At 59.1% G+C, this 20,128-nt stretch carries 23 protein-coding genes; 16 read left to right on the top strand and 7 right to left on the bottom strand.

Annotated elements, in window-relative coordinates; all coding sequences use genetic code 11:
- Positions 1 to 3 precede the first annotated feature (3 nt).
- From yfmH to H8K20_RS02010, 10 genes are all read left to right on the top strand, one after another.
- A complete protein-coding gene (gene yfmH / locus H8K20_RS01965; RefSeq protein ID WP_154865880.1) occupies positions 4 to 1,269 on the top strand; it encodes an EF-P 5-aminopentanol modification-associated protein YfmH in 1,266 nt (421 codons plus the stop codon).
- A gap of 88 nt (positions 1,270 to 1,357) precedes the next feature.
- Entirely contained in the window at positions 1,358 to 2,422 is a 1,065-nt protein-coding gene (gene lgt, locus H8K20_RS01970) for a prolipoprotein diacylglyceryl transferase (protein WP_186487321.1), read from the top strand.
- A 2-nt stretch (positions 2,423 to 2,424) separates the two neighbouring features.
- Entirely contained in the window at positions 2,425 to 3,285 is an 861-nt protein-coding gene (folD, locus tag H8K20_RS01975) for a bifunctional methylenetetrahydrofolate dehydrogenase/methenyltetrahydrofolate cyclohydrolase FolD (protein ID WP_186487322.1), read from the top strand.
- Positions 3,286 to 3,435: 150 nt separating this feature from the next.
- Positions 3,436 to 3,747, top strand: coding sequence for a 50S ribosomal protein L21 (gene rplU / locus H8K20_RS01980; RefSeq protein WP_105203495.1), 312 nt, complete (start codon positions 3,436 to 3,438; stop codon positions 3,745 to 3,747).
- A gap of 9 nt (positions 3,748 to 3,756) precedes the next feature.
- Positions 3,757 to 4,071 carry a ribosomal-processing cysteine protease Prp gene (locus H8K20_RS01985; protein ID WP_186487323.1) on the top strand — a complete coding sequence of 105 codons (315 nt, stop codon included), beginning with the start codon at positions 3,757 to 3,759 and terminating at the stop codon, positions 4,069 to 4,071.
- A 4-nt stretch (positions 4,072 to 4,075) separates the two neighbouring features.
- The gene (rpmA, locus tag H8K20_RS01990) at positions 4,076 to 4,357 is read left to right on the top strand and encodes a 50S ribosomal protein L27 (RefSeq protein ID WP_105203497.1); all 282 of its coding nucleotides are present in this window, start codon (positions 4,076 to 4,078) and stop codon (positions 4,355 to 4,357) included.
- Between the two features lie 195 nt (positions 4,358 to 4,552).
- On the top strand, positions 4,553 to 5,824 hold the full coding sequence (gene obgE / locus H8K20_RS01995) for a GTPase ObgE (protein WP_186487324.1): 1,272 nt from the start codon (positions 4,553 to 4,555) through the stop codon (positions 5,822 to 5,824).
- 184 nt (positions 5,825 to 6,008) lie between these two features.
- The gene (locus H8K20_RS02000; RefSeq protein WP_105203499.1) at positions 6,009 to 6,419 is read left to right on the top strand and encodes a Mini-ribonuclease 3; all 411 of its coding nucleotides are present in this window, start codon (positions 6,009 to 6,011) and stop codon (positions 6,417 to 6,419) included.
- A gap of 153 nt (positions 6,420 to 6,572) precedes the next feature.
- Positions 6,573 to 7,298: a YebC/PmpR family DNA-binding transcriptional regulator gene (locus H8K20_RS02005; protein ID WP_186487325.1), complete on the top strand. Its 726-nt coding sequence runs from the start codon at positions 6,573 to 6,575 to the stop codon at positions 7,296 to 7,298.
- Between the two features lie 561 nt (positions 7,299 to 7,859).
- Complete coding sequence (locus H8K20_RS02010) at positions 7,860 to 9,629, top strand: PASTA domain-containing protein (protein ID WP_186487326.1); 1,770 nt, start codon at positions 7,860 to 7,862, stop codon at positions 9,627 to 9,629.
- A 183-nt stretch (positions 9,630 to 9,812) separates the two neighbouring features.
- Here H8K20_RS02010 and rpsR read toward each other — a convergent pair whose 3' ends face one another.
- From rpsR to H8K20_RS02035, 5 genes are all read right to left on the bottom strand, one after another.
- Entirely contained in the window at positions 9,813 to 10,133 is a 321-nt protein-coding gene (gene rpsR, locus H8K20_RS02015; protein WP_105203503.1) for a 30S ribosomal protein S18, read from the bottom strand.
- Positions 10,134 to 10,154: 21 nt separating this feature from the next.
- The gene (locus H8K20_RS02020; RefSeq protein WP_105203504.1) at positions 10,155 to 10,610 is read right to left on the bottom strand and encodes a single-stranded DNA-binding protein; all 456 of its coding nucleotides are present in this window, start codon (positions 10,608 to 10,610) and stop codon (positions 10,155 to 10,157) included.
- A gap of 16 nt (positions 10,611 to 10,626) precedes the next feature.
- Positions 10,627 to 10,917 carry a 30S ribosomal protein S6 gene (rpsF, locus tag H8K20_RS02025; RefSeq protein ID WP_105203505.1) on the bottom strand — a complete coding sequence of 97 codons (291 nt, stop codon included), beginning with the start codon at positions 10,915 to 10,917 and terminating at the stop codon, positions 10,627 to 10,629.
- 175 nt (positions 10,918 to 11,092) lie between these two features.
- Positions 11,093 to 11,971: a UTP--glucose-1-phosphate uridylyltransferase GalU gene (gene galU / locus H8K20_RS02030; protein ID WP_186488186.1), complete on the bottom strand. Its 879-nt coding sequence runs from the start codon at positions 11,969 to 11,971 to the stop codon at positions 11,093 to 11,095.
- A 61-nt stretch (positions 11,972 to 12,032) separates the two neighbouring features.
- On the bottom strand, positions 12,033 to 12,992 hold the full coding sequence (locus H8K20_RS02035; protein WP_105203506.1) for an RING finger protein: 960 nt from the start codon (positions 12,990 to 12,992) through the stop codon (positions 12,033 to 12,035).
- Between the two features lie 379 nt (positions 12,993 to 13,371).
- Here H8K20_RS02035 and prfB point away from each other — a divergent pair, with 379 nt between their 5' ends.
- The 3 genes from prfB (at position 13,372) to H8K20_RS02050 (ending at position 15,824) form a co-directional block, all read left to right on the top strand.
- Complete coding sequence (gene prfB / locus H8K20_RS02040) at positions 13,372 to 14,493, top strand: peptide chain release factor 2 (protein WP_105203507.1); 1,122 nt, start codon at positions 13,372 to 13,374, stop codon at positions 14,491 to 14,493.
- Positions 14,494 to 14,658: 165 nt separating this feature from the next.
- Entirely contained in the window at positions 14,659 to 15,285 is a 627-nt protein-coding gene (locus H8K20_RS02045; protein ID WP_105203508.1) for a recombinase family protein, read from the top strand.
- 206 nt (positions 15,286 to 15,491) lie between these two features.
- Positions 15,492 to 15,824, top strand: coding sequence for a MarR family transcriptional regulator (locus H8K20_RS02050; protein ID WP_105203509.1), 333 nt, complete (start codon positions 15,492 to 15,494; stop codon positions 15,822 to 15,824).
- Between the two features lie 104 nt (positions 15,825 to 15,928).
- Here H8K20_RS02050 and H8K20_RS02055 read toward each other — a convergent pair whose 3' ends face one another.
- Both H8K20_RS02055 and H8K20_RS02060 read right to left on the bottom strand, forming a co-directional pair.
- The gene (locus tag H8K20_RS02055; RefSeq protein ID WP_186487327.1) at positions 15,929 to 16,903 is read right to left on the bottom strand and encodes an ATP-binding protein; all 975 of its coding nucleotides are present in this window, start codon (positions 16,901 to 16,903) and stop codon (positions 15,929 to 15,931) included.
- A 90-nt stretch (positions 16,904 to 16,993) separates the two neighbouring features.
- Positions 16,994 to 17,932 (bottom strand): DnaD domain protein, encoded by a 939-nt coding sequence (locus tag H8K20_RS02060; RefSeq protein WP_105203511.1) that lies wholly within the window; start codon positions 17,930 to 17,932, stop codon positions 16,994 to 16,996.
- A 175-nt stretch (positions 17,933 to 18,107) separates the two neighbouring features.
- Between H8K20_RS02060 and H8K20_RS02065 the strand changes: the two genes are divergently transcribed.
- The 3 genes from H8K20_RS02065 to H8K20_RS02075 all read left to right on the top strand — a co-directional run bounded on the left by H8K20_RS02065 (position 18,108) and on the right by H8K20_RS02075 (position 20,118).
- A complete protein-coding gene (locus H8K20_RS02065; protein ID WP_186487328.1) occupies positions 18,108 to 18,950 on the top strand; it encodes a PHP domain-containing protein in 843 nt (280 codons plus the stop codon).
- A gap of 49 nt (positions 18,951 to 18,999) precedes the next feature.
- Complete coding sequence (locus H8K20_RS02070) at positions 19,000 to 19,257, top strand: TIGR03905 family TSCPD domain-containing protein (RefSeq protein WP_105203513.1); 258 nt, start codon at positions 19,000 to 19,002, stop codon at positions 19,255 to 19,257.
- A 411-nt stretch (positions 19,258 to 19,668) separates the two neighbouring features.
- Positions 19,669 to 20,118: a CtsR family transcriptional regulator gene (locus H8K20_RS02075; RefSeq protein ID WP_105203514.1), complete on the top strand. Its 450-nt coding sequence runs from the start codon at positions 19,669 to 19,671 to the stop codon at positions 20,116 to 20,118.
- The last annotated feature ends 10 nt before the right edge of the window (positions 20,119 to 20,128 follow it).

Genomic DNA, 20,128 nt, shown 5'->3' on the forward strand with positions numbered 1-20,128 from the left:
AGCATGCGATACGACAGACAGATCATCACCCACCCCGCGCTGGGCAGCTATACCAAGGCGGTGCTGCCCTCGGGGCTAACGGTGCTTTTATATCCCACCAGCGGTCTCTCCACTACCCACTGTATCTTAGGCTGCAAGATCGGCTCGCTGGACAGCGGCTACTACAGCGGCGGCAAGCTGGTCAAGGTACCTGCCGGCACCGCCCATTTTCTCGAGCACAAGCTGTTCGAGAGCGAGGAGGGCGACCTGTTTTTGCAATTTGCCAAGACCGGCGCCAACGCCAACGCCTATACCAGCTTCGACCGCACCTGTTACCTGTTCTCCACCACCCAGCAGGTGCCGCAGTCGCTGCACATCCTGCTGCGGCAGATCCAAAATCCCTACCTCACCGATCAGAACGTCGAAAAGGAAAAAGGGATCATCGCCCAGGAGATCCGCATGTACGATGACGACCCCGACTGGCGCTCCACCACCGAGATCCTGGGCTGCCTGTACCAGCATCACCCGGTGCGGGTGGACATCGCCGGAACGGTAGAGTCCATTCAGGAGATTGACCGCGACACACTGCTGGCGGTACACGGTGCCTATTACGACCACCACAACATGGTGCTGTCTATCGCCGGCCCCATCGACCCGCAAGAGATGTTGGCGGTGTGCGAGGTCTACTGCGCCCAGCAGAGAGACTTTTCCCTCGAGCGGGTTCCCATCGACGAGCCGCGGCAGATCGATCACCCCCGCGCCGAATGCGCCCTGCAGGTCTCGGCACCGCTGGTCACACTGGGCTTTAAAGAGCAGCCGGTGGCCGATAGGTACTGGCGGCTGGTCGACAATGTACTGCTGGAGCTGCTGGTGGGCGAGACGACCGATTTCTACCGCCAACAGTACGACAGCGGGGTCATCGGCCCCACTTTCGGTTACGATGTGTTCAGCGGCGACAGCTACCACAGCCTGCTGTTCAGCTGCGAGACCCGTCAGACCGACGCCTTTGTCGACAGTCTGTACGCTCGCATCGAGCAGGCGCGGCGGCAAGGTCTGCGAGAGGACGATTTCCACCGGGTCAAAAAGGGCCTTTATGGCCGCTATGTCCGCAGCTTCGGCCGTCCCGAGGCCATCGCCACCGCCATGCTGGGGGCACAGATGCTCGGTGGGGGCCTGTTCGATACCTACGACCAGGTGCAGCAGCTCACCTTTGCCGACGTGTGCCGGCGGTTGGAGCAGGTGCTCGACCGCCGCTACAGCGCCGTGTCGGTGGTGTGGCCCAAGCAGTGAGCAGTGGCCGGCGCCCGCTCGGCCTATATCCAAACAATCGCTAATGCATGCCGCCCCGGTCTGCGGGCGGTCTACAGGGGGTATATCTATGCGCGTTTCCTTTCCCGGCCTGGGTCTCGATCTGCAGATCGGTCAGGTCGCTTTCAAGATCGGCAGTTTCGAGATCTACTGGTACGCTGTGGTCATCACGCTGGGCCTGGTGCTGGCGGTGCTCTACACCTACCGCCGCGCCAAGCTGTTTGGCGTCAACAGCGACAAACTGCTCGACGTGATCTTCTGGGGCTTTTTCGGCGGCGTCATCGGCGCCCGGCTCTACTATGTGGCCTATTCCTGGGATATGTTCAAAGACGATCCACTGCGTATCCTGAATTTCCGCACCGGCGGCATGGCCATCTACGGCGGTATCATCGGGGCGCTGCTGGTGGGCGTCACCGCCTGCAAACTCAAAAAAATGCGGGTGCTGCCGGTGCTCGACTTAGCCGGTATGGGCTTTTTGATCGGCCAGTCGCTGGGGCGCTGGGGCAACTTTTTTAACCAGGAGGCCTTTGGTGCCAACACCTCGCTTCCCTGGGGCATGTACAGCCAAAATACCCATGACTACCTGCAGCTGCACGCGGCCAACTTGGCCGATCTGGGGGTCGCCGTCGACCCCACCATGCCGGTACATCCCTGCTTTTTGTACGAGTCGCTGTGGTGTGCGCTGGGTCTGCTGCTCTTGCATCTCTACACCAGACACCGCAAATTCGACGGCGAGATGTTCCTCTTTTACATTGGCTGGTACGGTGCCGGCCGTTTCGTCATCGAGGGGCTGCGCACTGACAGTCTCATGATCGGCCGCATCCGCATCTCCCAACTGCTGGCCGCCCTGTGTGTCATCGCCACGGCAGTCATCTGGCTGGTGGTGCGCTCTAAAATAAAAAGCAGCCACCAGGAGGGCTATCTCACTCCTGTCGGCATGACCGAGGTCGGCCGGTTAGAGGCGCAGACGGCCCAGAACAAAAAGCAGCAGGAAAAAGAAAAAGCCGCCTCTCAAGATAGCGGAGAGACAGATATCTCCCCAATAGGCGAGACCGCCGAGCAGGCCGAGGCCGAAGCGGCAAAAGACGCCCAGCCGGTCGAGGCCGAGGAGCTGGGGATCATCGAGGAGGAGTAACGATGGCAGCACAGATCATCGACGGCAGAGCCGTCTCGAAAAAGGTGCGTCAGCGGGTGGCCCAGCAGGCCGCTCAACTGGCTGAGCGGGGCATCGTGCCCGGTCTGGCGGTGGTCATCGTGGGCGAAGACCCGGCCTCGCTGGTATACGTGCGCAACAAAAAGCGCGCCTGTGCCGAGGTAGGCTTTTACTCGGCAGAGTACGCGCTGCCCCAGCAAACCACCCAGGCCGAGCTCATCGAACTGGTGCGGAAGCTCAACAGAGACGAGCGGATCCACGGCATTCTGGTCCAGCTGCCGCTGCCGCCGCACATCGACCAAAAGGCGGTCATCGCCGCCATCGATCCGCACAAAGATGTCGACGCCTTCCACCCGGTCAACGTGGGCCGCATCATGATCGGCGACTACGCCTTTTTGCCCTGTACCCCCGCCGGAGTGATGGAGCTCATCGCCTCCACCGGCGTCGAGGTGGCAGGCAAGGAATGTGTGGTCATCGGCCGCTCCAACATTGTCGGCAAGCCCATGGCCATGCTCCTGCTGCACCAAAACGCCACCGTCACTATCTGCCACTCCCGCACCAGAGAGCTGGCGCAGGTGGTGCGCCGGGCCGATATCGTGATCTCGGCCGTCGGCCGGGTGGGCTTTGTCACCGCCGATATGGTAAAACCGGGGGCAGTGGTCATCGATGTGGGCATGAACCGCGACCAAAATGGCAAGCTCTGCGGCGACGTGGATTTTGCCGCCGTCTCACAGGTGGCCTCTCACATCACCCCGGTGCCCGGTGGGGTGGGCCCCATGACCATCAGCATGCTGCTGCAAAATACCCTAACGGCTGCAGGGCAGGCGAAAGACCCGCAAAAATAGCGGGTTTTGGACGGGAATTTATTGACAGTGGCCGCCTTTTTATGTTAAACTGGATAAGCCGCATGTTGCAGGCGGTACGACTTTGTCGTGCCATAAGTGGAAAACGCCCGCCTGCTGTACAGCGAGATTAATAGAGAAGGAGTACAAGGTATGTACGCTATTATTCAAACCGGCGGAAAACAGTACAAAGTTTCTCAGGGCGACGAGATCTATATCGAGAAACTGGACGCAGAAGACGGCTCGGAGGTCACCTTCGAGGAGGTCCTGGCGGTATCGGGCGACAACGGTCTCACCGTGGGCGATCCCGTTGTCAAAGGCGCTACCGTGAGCGGTAAGGTCATCAAGTCCGGTAAGGGCAAGAAGATCACTGTTTTCACCTATAAACCAAAAAAAGATTCCAAGCGCAAAATGGGCCACAGACAGCTGTACACCAAGGTAGCTATCGAGGCTATCAACGCCTAAGTACCGGCAGTGATTAAGGCCAGATTTTGCCGCCAAAACGGTCAGGTAGTGCAGTTTCGCTGCAGTGGCCACGCCGGCTACGCCGACCGCGGTCAGGATATCGTCTGTGCGGCGGTCACCTCTGCCGTGCAGATGATCGCCAATGCCCTGACCGAGTGTGCACACCTGCCGGCAGTCGTCACCGCTACCGAGGGCGAGATCGCCATAGAGTACACCGGCGGCGGCAAAACAGCGCAGATACTGTTTGACTCCCTGCACCTGCAGCTCACGCTGCTCATGCAGGACCATCCAAAACACATACAAGTCACCGATACGGAGGTGTAGAAACATGCTGAAAGTAAGTATCCAGTTTTTTGCTCATAAAAAAGGTGTTGGTTCTACCAGAAACGGCCGCGATTCCGAGGCCAAACGGCTGGGCGTAAAGCGCGGCGACGGTCAGTTCGTGCTGGCCGGCAACATTCTGGTCCGCCAGAGAGGCACCCACATCCATCCGGGCGAGAACGTCGGCCGTGGTTCCGACGACACCCTGTTTGCAATGGTTGATGGCAAAGTGAAATTCGAGCGCGTCGGCAGAGACCGCAAAAGAGTGAGCGTTTACAAGGCTGACTAGTAAACACACAGGCGATCCCGAGCGAAAGCTCGGGATTTGTTTTTGATGTTGTCGGGGTGCAGCTGCTGCCGCAAGAGCAGATTTTTGCCCTGGCCCTGTGCCCATACTAACTGTGCACAGGACACGCGCGGCGCACTTGGCGCCGCAGGGACAAAGCTGTGCCATATCTCTGGCGCAGCGGACAGGAGCACACCAATGTTTGTAGATATCGTAAAGATCAAAGTAAAAGCCGGCGACGGCGGCGACGGGGCGGTGGCTTTCCACCGCGAGAAGTACGTGGCGGCCGGCGGGCCCGACGGCGGTGACGGCGGCCGGGGCGGCAACGTGATATTCGTGGCCGACACCAACCTCTCCACCCTGGTCGATTTTAAGTACAAGCGCAAATTTGCCGCCGAGCGCGGGCAAAACGGTCAGGGCAAAAAGTGTAAGGGCCGCGACGGCAAAGACATCGTCATCAAGGTGCCGCTGGGCACCCTCATCAAAGAGGCCACTACCGGTCAGGTCATGGCCGACATGTCCGATAAGCAGCCGGTGGTGCTGGCTAAAGGCGGCAACGGCGGTTGGGGCAACACCCATTTTGCCACTGCCACCCGCCAGGTGCCGCGCTTTGCCAAACCGGGTCTGCCCGGCGAGGAGTTCGAGCTGGTGCTGGAACTCAAACTGCTGGCCGACGTGGGGCTGGTGGGCTTTCCCAATGTGGGCAAGTCCACCCTCATCTCCGCCGTCAGCGACGCCAAGCCCAAGATCGCCAACTACCACTTCACCACCCTCAGCCCGGTGCTGGGCGTGGTCAAGGTACCGGGCGGCGGCTCGTTCGTCATGGCCGATATCCCCGGCCTCATCGAGGGCGCCAGCGAAGGTGTGGGCCTGGGTCACCAGTTTTTGCGTCACGTCGATCGCTGCCGGCTCATCGTGCATATCGTCGACGTCTCAGGGCTGGAGGGCCGCGACCCCATTGAGGACTTTCAGGCCATCAACCGCGAGCTTTCAAATTTCAGTGCGCTGCTGGCAGACCGGCCTCAGCTGGTCTGCGGCAACAAGAGCGAGCTGGCCGACGAAGCTGCGGTCGAGCGCTTTCGCCAGTTTGTAGAGGGGCGGGGTTACCGCTACTTCACCATCTCCGCCGCCACCCGGCAGGGACTGGAAGAGTTGGTGTACGCTATCGCCCAGGAGCTGGAAAAGCTGCCCCCCATCTCCCGCTACGAGGCCGATTTCGTCAAGCCCGAGCGCCCCGAGACCGACTTTACCATCTTCACCATCCACCGCGCCGACGATGCGGCCTACGTGGTCGAGACCGACTGGGCCGATCAGCTGTTGGCCTCGGTCAATATGGACGACTATGAGTCGCTGCAGTACTTCCAGCGCATCCTGCGCCAGAGCGGCGTCATCGACCGGTTAGAAGAGATGGGCATCCAGGAAGGCGACACGGTGCGCGTGGGCGACTTCGAGTTTGAATTCGTATTCTGATCTCTTTCCAGTATCCTGTTCTGGATCGCGTGTATACTGTCGCTTGGGGTGCACACAGCCGGCAATGACCAGCGGCCGATCTGTAGCCGATCTTTTAACAGGGCAGGTCGGTCAGGTTTAAAGTGTATCGTCGGGTGCAGACAGCTGCACGCGCAACTATATTTTTAGAGAGGAGGGCTGTGTAATGCCCCAAAACCCCAAACAGATCAGCCCCCTCACGCTGGCCTTTCTCGGCGACGGGGTGTACGAGCTGATGGTCCGCGATCATCTGGTGCGCCAGCACGGCAGCATGCCGCCGGGCAAGCTGCACCAACTCTGTGTGCGCTATGTGCGGGCCGGCGCCCAGTACCGGGCCATGCAGCTTTTGTACGACAGCCTCACCGAGGAGGAGCAGACGATTTTTCGCCGCGGCCGCAACGCCAGCGGTATGTCGGTGCCCAAAAATGCCTGCCCCACCGAGTACCGCTATGCCACCGGGTTCGAGGCGCTGTGGGGCTATCTTTTCCTCAAGGGAGAACACCAGCGGCTGCAGCAGCTGTTTGCCCAACTGCTCACGCTGGATCTGGAGGGCCAGCCGCCGCCCACCGCCGAGTAGGGCAGGGGCCTTCGGCCCTCTGCTACATATAGGTACAGCCAGCAAGCGCGTTTCCCACAGCGGCCACACAGTCCGGCCGCTGCTCTGGGGGCCTGCGTATCTGCGCCCAGCGGCGCCCAACCATACACATACTTATGTTTGGAGGAGTTCACCATGTCGGGACATTCTAAGTGGAGCACCATCAAGAGGAAAAAAGAGAAGATCGACGGCAAACGCGCCAAGATCTTTACCAAGATCGGCCGCGAGATGGCGGTGGCGGTCAAAGAGGGAGGGGCCGACCCCACCACTAACGCCAAGCTGCGCGACTGCATCGCCAAGGCCAAAGCCAACAACGTCCCCAACGACAACATCGACCGCATCATCAAAAAGGCACAGGGCGAGGATCGCGACACCTACGAGGAGATCGTCTACGAGGGTTATGGCGTGGGCGGGGTAGCCGTCATGGTCGAGGCCCTCACCGACAATCGCAACCGCACCGCCGCCGATCTGCGCCACTATTTCGATAAGTTTGGCGCCGGGTTGGGCCAGTCCGGCTGTGTGTCCTATATGTTCACCCAAAAAGGTGTTATCGTACTGGATGCCGAAGGCGTAGACGAAGAGGCCTTTATGGAGCATGCGCTCGAGGCCGGGGTAGAGGACTACAGCTTTGAGGACGGGGCCATCGAGTGCTACACCCAGGTGCCCGATTTCAGCGATGCCCGCCAGTACCTCGAGGACCAGGGATTTACCTTCCTCTCGGCCGAGGTGGAATATGTCCCCTCCACCTATGTTGCCCTCACCGACGAGGAGCAGATCAAAAAAATGACTCTGCTCATCGACCAGCTGGAGGATAACGACGACGTACAGGCCATCTGGCACAACTGGGAAGAGACCGAGTGAGAATCTCCCCTTTGACCTTTGCAAAATGAGTGAGAGCGGCGCCGATCTGCCAATGGGCAGTACGGTTCCGCTCTCTTTTGCTAGCTGCCTGTTTCATCCAGATATTGCCGGCCAAAATGCTTGCAACACCGGGCAAAAAAAGGTATCATAAAAAATAACCACGATACAGCTCGCACGGATCACCATCCTACATAAAGAGCTGTGCCCCCTATACCGTATTTAAAAAAGTGTATACCCCTGTCATAGTGATAGGAAGTACTTGATCTGGGGTCTTACACGGGTACAAGCCAAAATCTCGTCCTGAAAAGTATATAAATACGCGATCTACATGTGCAGTCAGCCACCAGATAGATCCCCATTACTTATATAGGAGTTGCCCCTGTTCCCCACCTGTCGATCAGACGTAGATGCCGGCACATACAGCGGCGATACAGCTCTGATGCGGCGTGTATGGTGTTCCCCCGTATCGGGGGAGCCAGATGAAAAAGATGATATCTGCTGCCTTGCCGCTCGACCAGCGTACGGCAGCGCTTTTCGATAGATGACTGGGAGTGTAATCAGATGACCGAACAGAACATGCCCGCCCACCTGCCCGACAGCGACACCCGATACATAAGGGGCAGCGGCCGCTGCAGCCGCTGCATGCACATACTCAACGAAAAGGGGCAGTGCTCCAACTGTCACTTCGATCAGTCTATCCAAAACCCGGCCAATGCTCTGCCGGTAGGTACGGTAGTGGCCGAGCGTTTTTGGCTGGGCCAGGTGCTGCACCAAAACGGGGAGGGGATCACCTATATCGCCTACGACGGCGAAAAAGAGCAGCGGGTGGTACTGCGCGAGTTCTTCCCCCAAAATCTCTCGTACCGCGATCAAAACGGCCATATCCTGGTGGAGCAGGAGCACTTTATGCAGTTCAAAACGGTGCTCACCAGCTTTGTTGATCTGTTTCACAACATCAGCAAACTACAGAACGAATGTGAGGCGCTCTACCAGATCCACGGCGTCTTTAAAGACAACAGCACCGTCTATATCTGCCGCGAGTACTTCGAGGGCAAAAGTCTCAGCGCAGTGCTCTCGGGCACCATGGGCGAGATCGGCGGTGAGGACCTGCTCACCATTCTCAAGCCGTTTTTCAAGACTCTCTCCAAAATGCACCGTGAGGGAATGATCCACGGCGGCATCTGCCCCGACAACATCTTAGTCAGTACCGACGGGCAGGTGCGCCTGTGCGGCTTTGCCACTGCCGGCCTGCGCACTGCCGATGCCGAGCTCGACTGTGAGCTGTTCGAGGGGTACTCCGCCCCCGAGCAGTACAGCGTCACCGGTTGGCAGGGCAGCTGGACCGACCTATACGCCATGGGCGCCACCATGTACCGGTGCATCACCGGCACTCGGCCGCCACTGTCGGTCGATCGTCTGCAGCGCGATACGCTGGTGCCTGCCGCCGAGCTCAGTCCCAGTATCGATCGCCGTATCTCCAACGCAATCGCCGCCGCACTGGTGCTCAACAGCAAGCACCGGGTGCACACCGTCGAGCAGTTTGCCTCGATCCTGGCCAAGCCGGTGCCGCAGCCAGCCACAAAGAGCGAGCCGGTCGTGGACGAAGAACCCACGGTGGCTATCCCGCTGGAGGCCACCAATCGCTTTGCTCCCCCCCAACCTGATAAGCAGCAAAAAAGGGGAGACAACGGTACAAAAAAGAGCGGCAAGCGGCAGGTCAAAACCACCCGGCAGTTGGTGATGATGGTGGTAGCTATTGCCGCCGGTCTGGTCATATTGGGTTCGGTGATCGCCTTTTTCATGCTGCACGACAGCACGCCTGACGGCGGCAGCTCCTCGGCAAAGTCCTCCTCCAGTTCTTCCAGCAGCAGGTCCTCCTCCGGCAGTTCCTCGTCGTCTTCCAGCTCTGGCAGCTCTAAGGGCGAACCGCTCAAGGTCCCCGATCTGGAGGGGATGAATCTCTCGGATATCGAGGCTGATAGCGAGCTGCAGGCTACCTATACCTTTAAAGTAGTTGAGTCCTACAGCAGCGAATATGAAGCCGGTAAGGTCATCTCGGTCTCCCCGTCGGTGGGTGCCAGCATCGAGGAGGGAGATATCATCACCCTTACCGTGAGCAAAGGAAAAGAAAAGGTACCGGTGCCCGATCTCATTGGTGCGAGTCAGGCCGCCGCCGAGGCTAAGCTCAAAGAACTGGGCATCCAGTATACCATCATTCCCCGTCAGGCCGTAAGCGGCGAATCTTCTGGGGTGGTGGTCGAGACCGACCTGTCTGCCGGCACCGAGGTCACGCCGGGCGAAGAGACGTTGCTGGTATACGTGAGCCAGTGATCAGCTTACATGATTTTTATTTAATAAGTAGCCGTGCTTAAAAAAGAGACGCCCCCAGCGACATCTGCCGCTCGGGGGCGTCTCTTTTAACTGCTGTGCCCGTTGGTTGTTAGGTAGATATGACAACCAAAAAACGGCACGCGCCGTCAGCGCATGCCGTTTTATCGCTCGGTCACCAAAAACTCAGTCGTTGGTGTAGGGCAGCAGTGCCAGATGCCGGGCGCGCTTGATCGCAGTGGTCAGGGCGCGCTGATGAAAAGCACAGGTGCCGGTCACTCTTCTGGGAACGATCTTTGCCCGGTCAGACATAAATCTTCTCAGTTTGGCGATATCCTTGTAATCGATGGTCTCGGCCTTGTCTACGCAAAAAGCGCAAACCTTCCGGCGAGAGCGCTTGCCGCCACGAGGGCCGCCCTGTCTGCGCTCGCGGTTCTCGCGGGGGGCAGTATTGTTGCTGGCGCCAGCAGTGGTGCTGGCAGCCGTGTTGTTGGTCTCTTTCTCCACGGTAGTGTTCCTCCTTTACGTCTAGAATGGCAGATCGTCGTCCGACGCGATCTCTTCAAAATCACCTACACTGCCCGACTCAAACGACATCACATCGCTGTTTTGCTGGGCGGCAGGGGGCTGTGGCACTGCAAAGGTAGTGCTCTGCTGCGCCGAGGCCTTGCTCTCGCAGAAGTGCACATTGTCCGCCACGATCTCAAAAGCGGTGCGATTATTGCCGTTTTTGTCGACGTAATTGCGGGTCTGGATCGACCCGTTCACGGCAATCATCTGCCCCTTTTTAAAGTAGCGGCACACAAATTCAGCAGTGCTTCTCCAGGCAACTACATTGATAAAGTCAGTCTCGCGCTCGCCACCCTGGCGGACGTAAGAACGCCCAACAGCCACCGAAAACGAGGTGACCGATATGCCATTAGGTGTTTGGCGGAGCTCAGGATCGGCTGTGAGTCTTCCCATGATCGCTGCAATATTCAGCATGGTAACCCTTCCTCCCTTACTGCTCTTTCTTGATGATCAGTGTGCGCAGGATGCCGCTGGTGATCTTGTACACGCGGTCGAGTTCAGCGGGGAACTCGGGCTCGCTGGTGAAGTCGATCTGGACATAGTAGCCTTCGGTCTCGTCATCGATCTCGTAGGCCAGACGTCTTTTGCCCCACTCGTCGACGTTGTCGACAGTACCGTTCTGGGCGATCAGGTTCGAAAACTTCTCGATCAGAGCCTTGATACCCTCTTCGCCTTCCTTGGTGTTCAAAACCAAGACAGTCTCGTATTTCACATTAGCCATTTTCGTTGCACCTCCTTTTGGACTTTCGGCCCTCTCTCACTGAAAGAGAGCAAGGATGTTGCATAAAGCAACACTTTAATTATAACAAAAGAGCTGTGGGCTGTCAATCAAAACCAACAGCCAAACAGCTTTTTTTACTAAAAATTCTCTCTTCAGATCGGCATAAATACCAAAGCTATAACGTCTCGACAAAGGCCTTCAGGTAGCGGGTAAAGTCCTCGCCCACCTCGGCGTGTTTTACCCCCACCTCTACGATGGCCTGTAAAATACCCAGCTTGTTACCCATGTCATAGCGCTTGCCAACATAGTCGACGCCCACCATGCCCCGGTTCAGGGCCAGCTCTCTCATGGCGTCGGTCAGCTGGATCTCGCCGCCGGCGCCGGGGGCGGTGTGCTCCAGGATCTCAAAGATGTCCGGTGTCAGCACACAGCGGCCCAGGATCGAAAACAGCGACAACACCTCTTCAGGCGTCTGGGGCTTTTCCGTCATATTGTCGATGGCGTAGATATTCTCTTCCAGCGGCTGTACAGCCAGCGAGGAGTAGCGGCTGATGTCGCTGGCTGGCACCTCTTTAATGCCCACACAGGCCTTGCCGTATTTCTCGTAGGCGGCGATCAGCTGACCGCAGACCGGCTCCTCCGAAATGATCACGTCGTCGCCGTACAAAACAGCGAACGGCTCGTCGCCCACAAAATTTTTGGCACAGAGGATGGCGTGCCCCAACCCCTTTTGTTCCTTTTGGCGCACATAGGTGATGTTGGCCAGGTCGGCACTCTCGATCACCGCCCGGTACAGCTCCACCTTGCCGCTCTCCTGCAGCTTCTGTTCCAGCACCGGGGCGCGGTCAAAGTGGTCTTCCATAATGCTCTTGCCGCGGGAGGTGATGATGAGCACTTCCTCAATGCCGCTCTTAGCGGCCTCCTCTACAATGTACTGGATGGCCGGCTTGTCCACGATGGGCAGCATCTCTTTGGGCATGGCCTTCGAGGCCGGCAGCACCCGGGTGCCCATTCCCGCCGCGGGGATGACCGCTTTTCTCACACGTCTTTGCATCATGAATGTCGATCCTCTCTTTTTTCTATCAGTCAGGGGCCTGCGGCCCTCTGGTTTTCGGTCAGATATCCAGGGCAAGCACCATCAAAAAGCTGGCTGCCAGGTATATGCCCAGCAAGATCAGGATCGCCGCCCGGCTCACGCCGCCTTTTTTGCGGTACAGCGCCAAGGTCTCCTCTCGCGGCAGCCCTTTCTCCTGTATCTTGCGCATCTTGCTCACCACCGACCTGCGGTAGAAGTAGTTGGAAAACAGTCCAAACACCACTCGGTACACCATCATCAGCAGGGTAGAGATGTACGAGAAGGTCAAAAAGCGGTCGCTGTTGAGCATGTTCATCATGGTGTCCAAATTGCCGCCGCTCTCAAACAGCGAGATCAGGGTGGGCAGGTTCATCACCGTGGTAAACAGCAGACAGAGCACTGCCAACGGCCATATCTTGCGAAACAGCGTGTAGAGCGGACTGATAAAAAAGCCCGACCACGAAAACGACAGCTTTTTGCCGCTGATGTCCATACGCTTAAAGGCCTGCAGGTAATAGCCCGAGCTGGGCCCGATGAACTCGGCCATATCCGCCACCGGTATGCCGTCGATGGTGTCGGTAGGGCTCACCCCGCCGTAGCGGATGGCCTGCTGGTCAAATTGGAACCCGCCAAAGCCCACCCCCTGAAAGGCCGACTCCTGCTGGCTGCTCATGGGTTTGCCGCAGGAGATACAAAAGCTGGCCCCCTGGGGGTTTGCCGCCCCGCAGTGGGGGCAAGGGATCTGATAATTCTGGCTGGGGTCGCCGCCGGTAGCCGGCGAGTCCTGGGGCGCCTGCGCCCCGGGCTGCTCCTGTCCGGGCAGCTTCTCCGGTTCCCACACGTAGCCGTCGGCGTGCCGCGCCTCGTTGGCGCATCTGCCCTCTTTAAAATAGCAGGCCCGGTGGTGGGGCGTGCCGCACTCCGGGCACACGACGATCTGCTCGCTGTCACCAAATTTTTGGTGGCAGACCGGACATTCCTGTCCAACAAAGGATGCCAAAAGAACACCTCCTGATTTTTTCACAATAGAGCGGCCCGGCAGGTGTAGAGCGCGCAGACCCGATCTATCCGGGCCCGCGCAGCCGGCCGACAGGATACCATCTGGTGCCCGCGGTACTGGCCGCCTATAGCCGCCGCTATAAAAGGCGCCGGTCGTACCCGGCGCCGAAAACGGGGCGCGATACCGGCCCCAGCCCCTGTGCCGCCGCCCGCCGTGCAGCGGGCAGAAAAGCAGGGGGGATACTATAAGAGCATTATACCGTACAAATGCTAAAAATCAAATAAAATCTGTGAATGAATTGAAAAGGTTGTGACAAGATGATAGAATATTTTCATCCGTGTACCGGCACAAAACACCACCGCGATAAGGAGCATACCCCATGATTTTAATAGAAGAGCAAAAGCAGCGGGCCGAGGCGCTGCGCAGCGAGATAGAGGACCTGGGCCAGGCGCTGGCGCTGGAGGAGAAAAAGGAGCGGGCGGGCTTTTTAGAACTCAAATCCGGCGAGCCGGGCTTCTGGGACGACATGCAGAGCTCTCAGAAGATCCTCAAAGAGCTGCGGCAGCTGCAAAACACCATCCAGGACTATCAAAAATTGCAGACCGACTACGAGGACACGCTCACGCTCATCGATCTGGCCGCCGAAGAGAGCGACGAGAGCCTGGCCGAGGAGATCGCCGGTGCCATCGACGACATCGAGCAGGCGCTGCAAAATCAGCGGCTCTCCACGCTGCTCTCGGGCGAGTACGATGGCAGCAACGCCATCCTCACCTTCCACGCCGGTGCCGGCGGGACCGAGGCGCAAGATTGGGCGCAGATGCTCTACCGCATGTACACCCGATACGCCCAGCGCCACGGCTTTTCGGTCAAGGTGCTCGACTATCTCGACGGCGAAGAGGCCGGCCTCAAGAGCGCCTCGGTGCTCATCGAGGGCGAAAATGCCTACGGCTACTTGAAAGGTGAAAACGGGGTGCACCGCCTGGTGCGCATCTCGCCGTTCGACTCCTCCGGCCGCCGGCACACCTCTTTTGCCTCGCTGGAGGTGGTGCCCGAGATCGACGAGGACACCCAGGTCGAGATCCGGCCCGAAGACGTGAAGATGGACGTGTATCGGGCCAGCGGTGCCGGCGGCCAGCACGTCAACAAGACCTCCTCGGCGGTGCGTCTCACCCATCTGCCCACCGGCATCGTGGTGGCCTGCCAAAACGAGCGCAGCCAGCACCAGAACCGCGAGGTGGCCATGAAGATGCTCGTCAGCAAGCTGGTCAAGATCAAAGAGCAGGAGCACTACGACCGCATCGAGGACATCAAGGGGGACCAGCGCGAGATCGCCTGGGGCTCGCAGATCCGCTCCTACGTATTTATGCCCTATACGCTGGTCAAAGACCACCGCACCGGGTACGAGAGCGGCAACGTCAATGCGGTGATGGACGGCGATCTTGACGGTTTCGTCAACGCCTATCTGGGGGCCCTCAGCCGCGGCGAGATCGGCGCCCAGTAAAAATTTTAAATACAGCTGTATATGCGGCAGGCACAGGTTACCAACATTTACCTGTGCCTGTTTTCTACATTTTTTTACATTTGTACACAACCGTATGTTCATTTTCCTCTACAATTTTTCTTTATGGGCCGTTGGCCTGTAAAATACTGTAGTTGGAGGAATATGATGGAAAACAGGATTTTTGGCTATGTGCGCGTATCCACCAGAGAGCAAAACGAGGACCGTCAGCTCATTGCCCTGCGGGAGTTCGAACAGCCCATCCAGCGCATCTATATGGATAAGCTCAGCGGCAAAGACTTCAACCGCCCCGCCTACCGCCGCATGATGCGAGCCCTGCATCAGGGCGATCTGCTGGTGGTCAAATCCATCGACCGGCTGGGCCGCAATTACGACGAGATCCTCGATCAGTGGCGCATCATCACCAAAGAAAAACGGGCCGAGATCGTGGTGCTGGATATGCCGCTGCTCGACACCCGCGGCGGCCGCGACTTGACCGGCACGCTCATCGCCGATATCGTGCTGCAGCTGCTCTCCTACGTGGCCCAGACCGAGCGCGAGAACATCCGTCAGCGGCAGGCGGAGGGCATCGCCGCCGCCCGGGCCCGGGGCGTGCGGCTTGGTCGGCCGCCCAAACCGGTGCCGCCGCATTTTTTCAGCGTGCGCGACCTGTGGCTCACCCACCAGATCTCCTCGCGGGAGGCGGCGCGGCAGGTCGGGGTGGCACAAGACACCTTTTTGCGCTGGGCGCGCGAAAAAAAAGAGCCCGGTGCCCCCATCTGTAAAAAGCAGTAAAAAATTACCACCTAAGATTGTGGCAATCGGGTATAGACAAGCGGCGATAAATTGGTTATGCTTATTTCTGTACAAAAATTCGACAATATTCGACACAAATATACAAAAAAGTATAGATGTGTCCCGGCGTGCACCCCAGTGCTCTGCCGGGCCCGCAATACAGCCAAGCGCATTGGCAAAGGGGCGACTTGTGAGGAGGAATCGGGATGAGCGATAAGCTGTACCAAAAGATTTTCGATATCGTGCAGGACCAGCAGAAGGCCGAGGCCATCTTGCAGCTGTTACAGCAGGAGCAGGCCGACCAAAAACAGCAAAAGGCCAAGCTGCAGGCCGAGGGGATCGCCGCCGCCAAAGAGCGCGGGGTCAAGTTCGGCCGCCCGCAAAAGCCGGTGCCCAAAAATTTCGAGAAGGTGTATCGTCTCTACCGCAGCGGTGCGCTCACCGTGGGCGAGGCGATCGCCACCATGGGCATCAGTCGGGCGTCTTTTCACCGGCTGGTCAAGCGCTACGAGCAGCAAGAAGGCATTCAGCGGGATTAGTGTCCAAACACACAGCAGCAGCGCAAAACACAGCCCGGCATATCCTGCCGGGCTGTGTTTTTTATAATGGGCCGGCAGCCCCGTGCCGGTACCGGAAAAACTGCTCACCGCTGCCTTCCCTTAGCCAGCCGCACGTCGGTACCGGTAAAGCGCAGATCGATATACGCCCCGCCCAGGCGGGAGGTGATGCGGTCGCTGTAGGTCTCACCCAGCTGTGAAAAGGTCAGATTGGTACTGATGATGGTGGGGCGGCCGGTGTTCAGCCTGGTGTTTACGATGTTATACAGCAGCGCGGTCACAAACGGGGTCACGAACTCGCTGCCCACATCATCAAGGATCAGCAGATCACAGTCCAGCAGGGTAGAGAGGGTGTCGCCGCCGACCGTCGCCGCCTGGCCAAATTTCTCCCGCTCAATGGTGCCGGCAAAGTTGGCAAAACTGCCGTACAGCACCGCATATCCCTGGGCCACCACCGCATCGGCGATAGCCAGCGACAGGTGGGTCTTGCCCAGACCGGTGGGCCCCATCAGCAGCAGATTGTGCGAGGAGCGGGAGAACGTCTCGGCGTAGTCCCTGCAGTAGTAGAGCACCCCCTCCATCTGCTGCCGCTGCGGTCCGGACGGGTAGTAGTCCAGCGAAAAGCTGTCAAAGGTAGAGAGCTTCATCGACGAGATGGCGTTGATGCGCTGGGCCTCTACCTCCCGCAGCAGCTCGGTCAGGCAGTGGCAGCGCCGCCCGCTGGGCAGGTAGCCGGTATCCCGGCAGTCCCGGCAGGTGTACTGGGGCCGCAGGTGATTCTCGGGCAGGCCGTTCTGGCGCAGCAGCTGGGCCCGCTCCTCCGAGAGCGATACCCCCCGCAGCCGCAGCCCCTCCAGCAGCTGATGCGAGTCGCCCCCCTGGGTCAGCACCGCCTTGGCGATGCGGCTGCCCATGGTGCGCAGCTCGGCGTCTATCTGGCGCAGACGGGGTATCGCGGCAAAGGCCTGCTGTCTGTTTTTAGCCTGTATATCCACCGCCGCCCGCCGCCGGGCCGATAGTATCTGGTGGGCGCGGTCAAAGACCGATTTGTCGTAGGGCAATCGGGTCCACCTCCTAGTTGGTGTCGGTTCTGTGTCTCTTGGCGGCGCCGGTGCCGCGCCGCCATCGGCCGGCCGGTGCCGGCACTAACGCTACTTGCGCGCCGCGCCGGCCACCGGGGGCAGCGGGCGTATATCGGCATCCAGGTCCCGGGCCGAAAACGAAGATTGCTGGCGCTCTTTTTCACGCCGCTTCTCCACCTTCTCGCCGGCCCGTACTTCCTCCAAGGTGCGGTAGCCCTTTAGGTACCAGGCCCGCAATATCCCGCCGATATAGGGAAAATTCACCGTCCCTTTGGCATTCACCCCGATCTCGTAGGCCTCGGCGATGATATCGCTGGTAAAGCCGTACTCCTCCACCCAGGTGTAGCAGAGAGACTGCTCCTTGCGGGTGAGCGCGCGGTCGTAAATGCCAAACAGCTGCTTGATCTCCCCCTCCAGTTCCCGGGTGCGCAGTAGCTTTTGAATGTGCAGGTCGGCCTTTTCCACCGTGTCGATACCGGCGTTCAGCCAGCCCACGCCGGTCTTTTGAATGTAGGCCATGCCCGGTTTGCCGATGCACACACAGTACCGCACCAGCATTAAGATCACCGGCACCGGCAGGCAAAACAGCCGGTTCAGGCTCACCAACGTGCTCACCTCGGTGGGGGAGATGGGGCGCCCAAAGGCATTTTGGCACTCGGCCAGCAAAAACTGTATCTCCTCCGAGGTGGCGGCGATCTCGTTTACCTCCTGGCGCGACAGCTTTTGTGGGGTGGCCACCACCGCCTGCTTTTCCGGCTGTGCCGGCAGCGGCTCCTCTTTTTTGAGCAGCCCCTTTTCGCACCAAAAGCGCAGCGCCTTATCCACCTTTAAAATGGGCAGGTCCAGCGCTTCAGCCAGGCTGGCCGGGTGGATCGAGCCGGGCTTTTGCAGCAGGATATGTAAAAATATGCGGATGACCGCCTCGTCGTGGCAGGCCATCATCTGGCGCGCCGCCTCGGCCGGCAGCACCACCGTCTCGGCGTACTGGCTGTAGTCTATGGTGTACAAATAAGCGCCTCCCCAACTGGCCCCGGGGGCCGGTCTCTACCCTTATTATAAAGGCCCGGCCCCGGTTTGTACAGCCCGGTTTGCAGCACTGGCACAAGCTGGTCATGCAGGGCCTTTTTGGTCTGGATTTTAAAACAGGGCCGTGGTATAATGCATTATTAGAAACTGTCAGGAGGTGTTTACTACGACTGGAGACCTGCACTGCCACAGCCACTATTCCGACGGCGCCGCCACCATCAGCCAGCTCATCGGCCTGGCCAAACAGGCGGGGCTGGATGTGCTGGCCATCACCGATCACGAGACCTTTCGCGGCAACGACTGCGCGCAGATCCTGGCCGAAGGCACCGGCCTGCGTATCCTGAAAGGCATCGAGATGTCGGCCATGGACCCAGCCACCGGCCGCAGTGTGCACCTGCTGTGCTACAATCCCCAGCGGGTCGACGGCATCCGCGCCCTGTGCGCCGAGACTGCCGACGCCCGCTTTGCCGCCGGTGTCAAAATGGCCCGCCGCATCTGTCAAAAATACCCGGTGCACATGGAGCAGATCTTAAACTACGCCGCTGTCAGCGAAGGGCTGTACAAGACCCATATCATGCGGCCGCTGGTCGATCTGGGCCATACCGATACCTATTACGGCGGCCCGCTCTTTGGCCAGCTGCTGGGTCCCGGCGGCAGCTGTTTCGAGCCCATCGCCTACCCCAGTATCTACCGCGCGATCGAGGTCGCCCGCGCCTCCGGCGGCTGGGTGGTCATCGCCCACCCGTCGGTGTACCGCAGTATGGATCTGGTCGGTCAGCTGGCCGCACAGGGTCTCATCGACGGGGTCGAGGTCGACCATCCCCGCAACACCGAGGAGGACAAGCGCGCACTGCGGCAGCTGGCCGATCAGTACGGCCTGCTCATCACCGGCGGCACCGACTATCACGGCCACAATCCCCAAAAGGATCACCCACTGGGCACCGGTACCACCGGCGACGCAGTGCTGCAAAAACTGCTGTACAGCCACCCCCAAAAATGACCGCCGCACCCACTATAGGCGGTAAGATACAAGAGAAAGGAAGTACCCAATGAAACACACTTATAAACCCCACGGCGTATGTTCCCGCCAGATCACCGTCGACGTCGAGGACGGCGTCATCCGCAAAGTCGAGTTCGTGGGCGGCTGCATGGGCAACACCACCGGCGTGGCCAAGCTGTGTGAGGGCCGCAAGGTAGAAGAGGTCATCGAGCTGCTGCGCGGCACTCAGTGCGGCATCCGCGGCACCTCCTGCCCCGACCAGCTCTCCAAGGCGCTGGAGGAGACGCTGCAGACCGCCGGCGTCTAATGCCACCGTACCGTCAAGGCCCATGCCACGGCCGCTTTTTTGGCCGCTGTCAAAACGAGATCAAGAGAGAGCAGGCCCCTAAAAAGGGGTATCCGGCTCTCTCTTTTCATATGGTAAAAACAGGCTGTGCGCCCCGCCGCGGCAAAACTGCAGGAAGCACTCCCACCGTAAGCCGGCGAGCAACGAGCAATAAGCAGTGAGCTGCGAGCGGTGTGCACGATGGGCGGCCCCTCACCCACAGAGCCGCCCGGTGCGCCTGGCGCCCCAAAAAACAGTGCCGCATCGCGCCGCATGCCCCCGTGGCCGCTAAAGACAAAAAGGATCAAAAAACACGCGAAAAAAGTTTGACTTTTTCTGACTTTTGGGTATACTATAATACATAGGTCAGTAAAAGTCAGAGGAGTGATGGACTTGAAAATCAGCGACCTGATCACCCAGCGCATCCTACAGCTGATGGAGCAGACCGACGGCACCGCCGAGATCCAGCGCAACGATTTTGCCCAGCAGATCGGCTGTGTGCCCAGCCAGATCAACTACGTGCTCACCTCCCGCTTCACGCCGGAGCAGGGCTACGCCATCGAGAGCCGCCGCGGTGGCGGCGGGTACATCAAGATCACCCGCATCACCACCACCGGCCAAAATCTGCTCATGCACGTCATCAACACCATCGGCGACACGCTCGATGAAAACACCGCCCGCATTTTGCTGGAAAATCTCACCTACCAGCAGGTGCTCACTGCCAAAGCAGCGCAGCTCATCTTTGCCGCTGTGTCCGACAAATCGCTGCGTCAGGCCAAAGCCGATCTGCGCGACAGCCTGCGGGCCACCATCTTTAAAAATATGCTGCTTTGCGCCCAATAACGACATCAGA

Source organism: Neobittarella massiliensis (ex Bilen et al. 2018) (assembly GCF_014269355.1).
Classification (GTDB): Bacteria; Bacillota; Clostridia; order Oscillospirales; family Ruminococcaceae; genus Neobittarella; species Neobittarella massiliensis.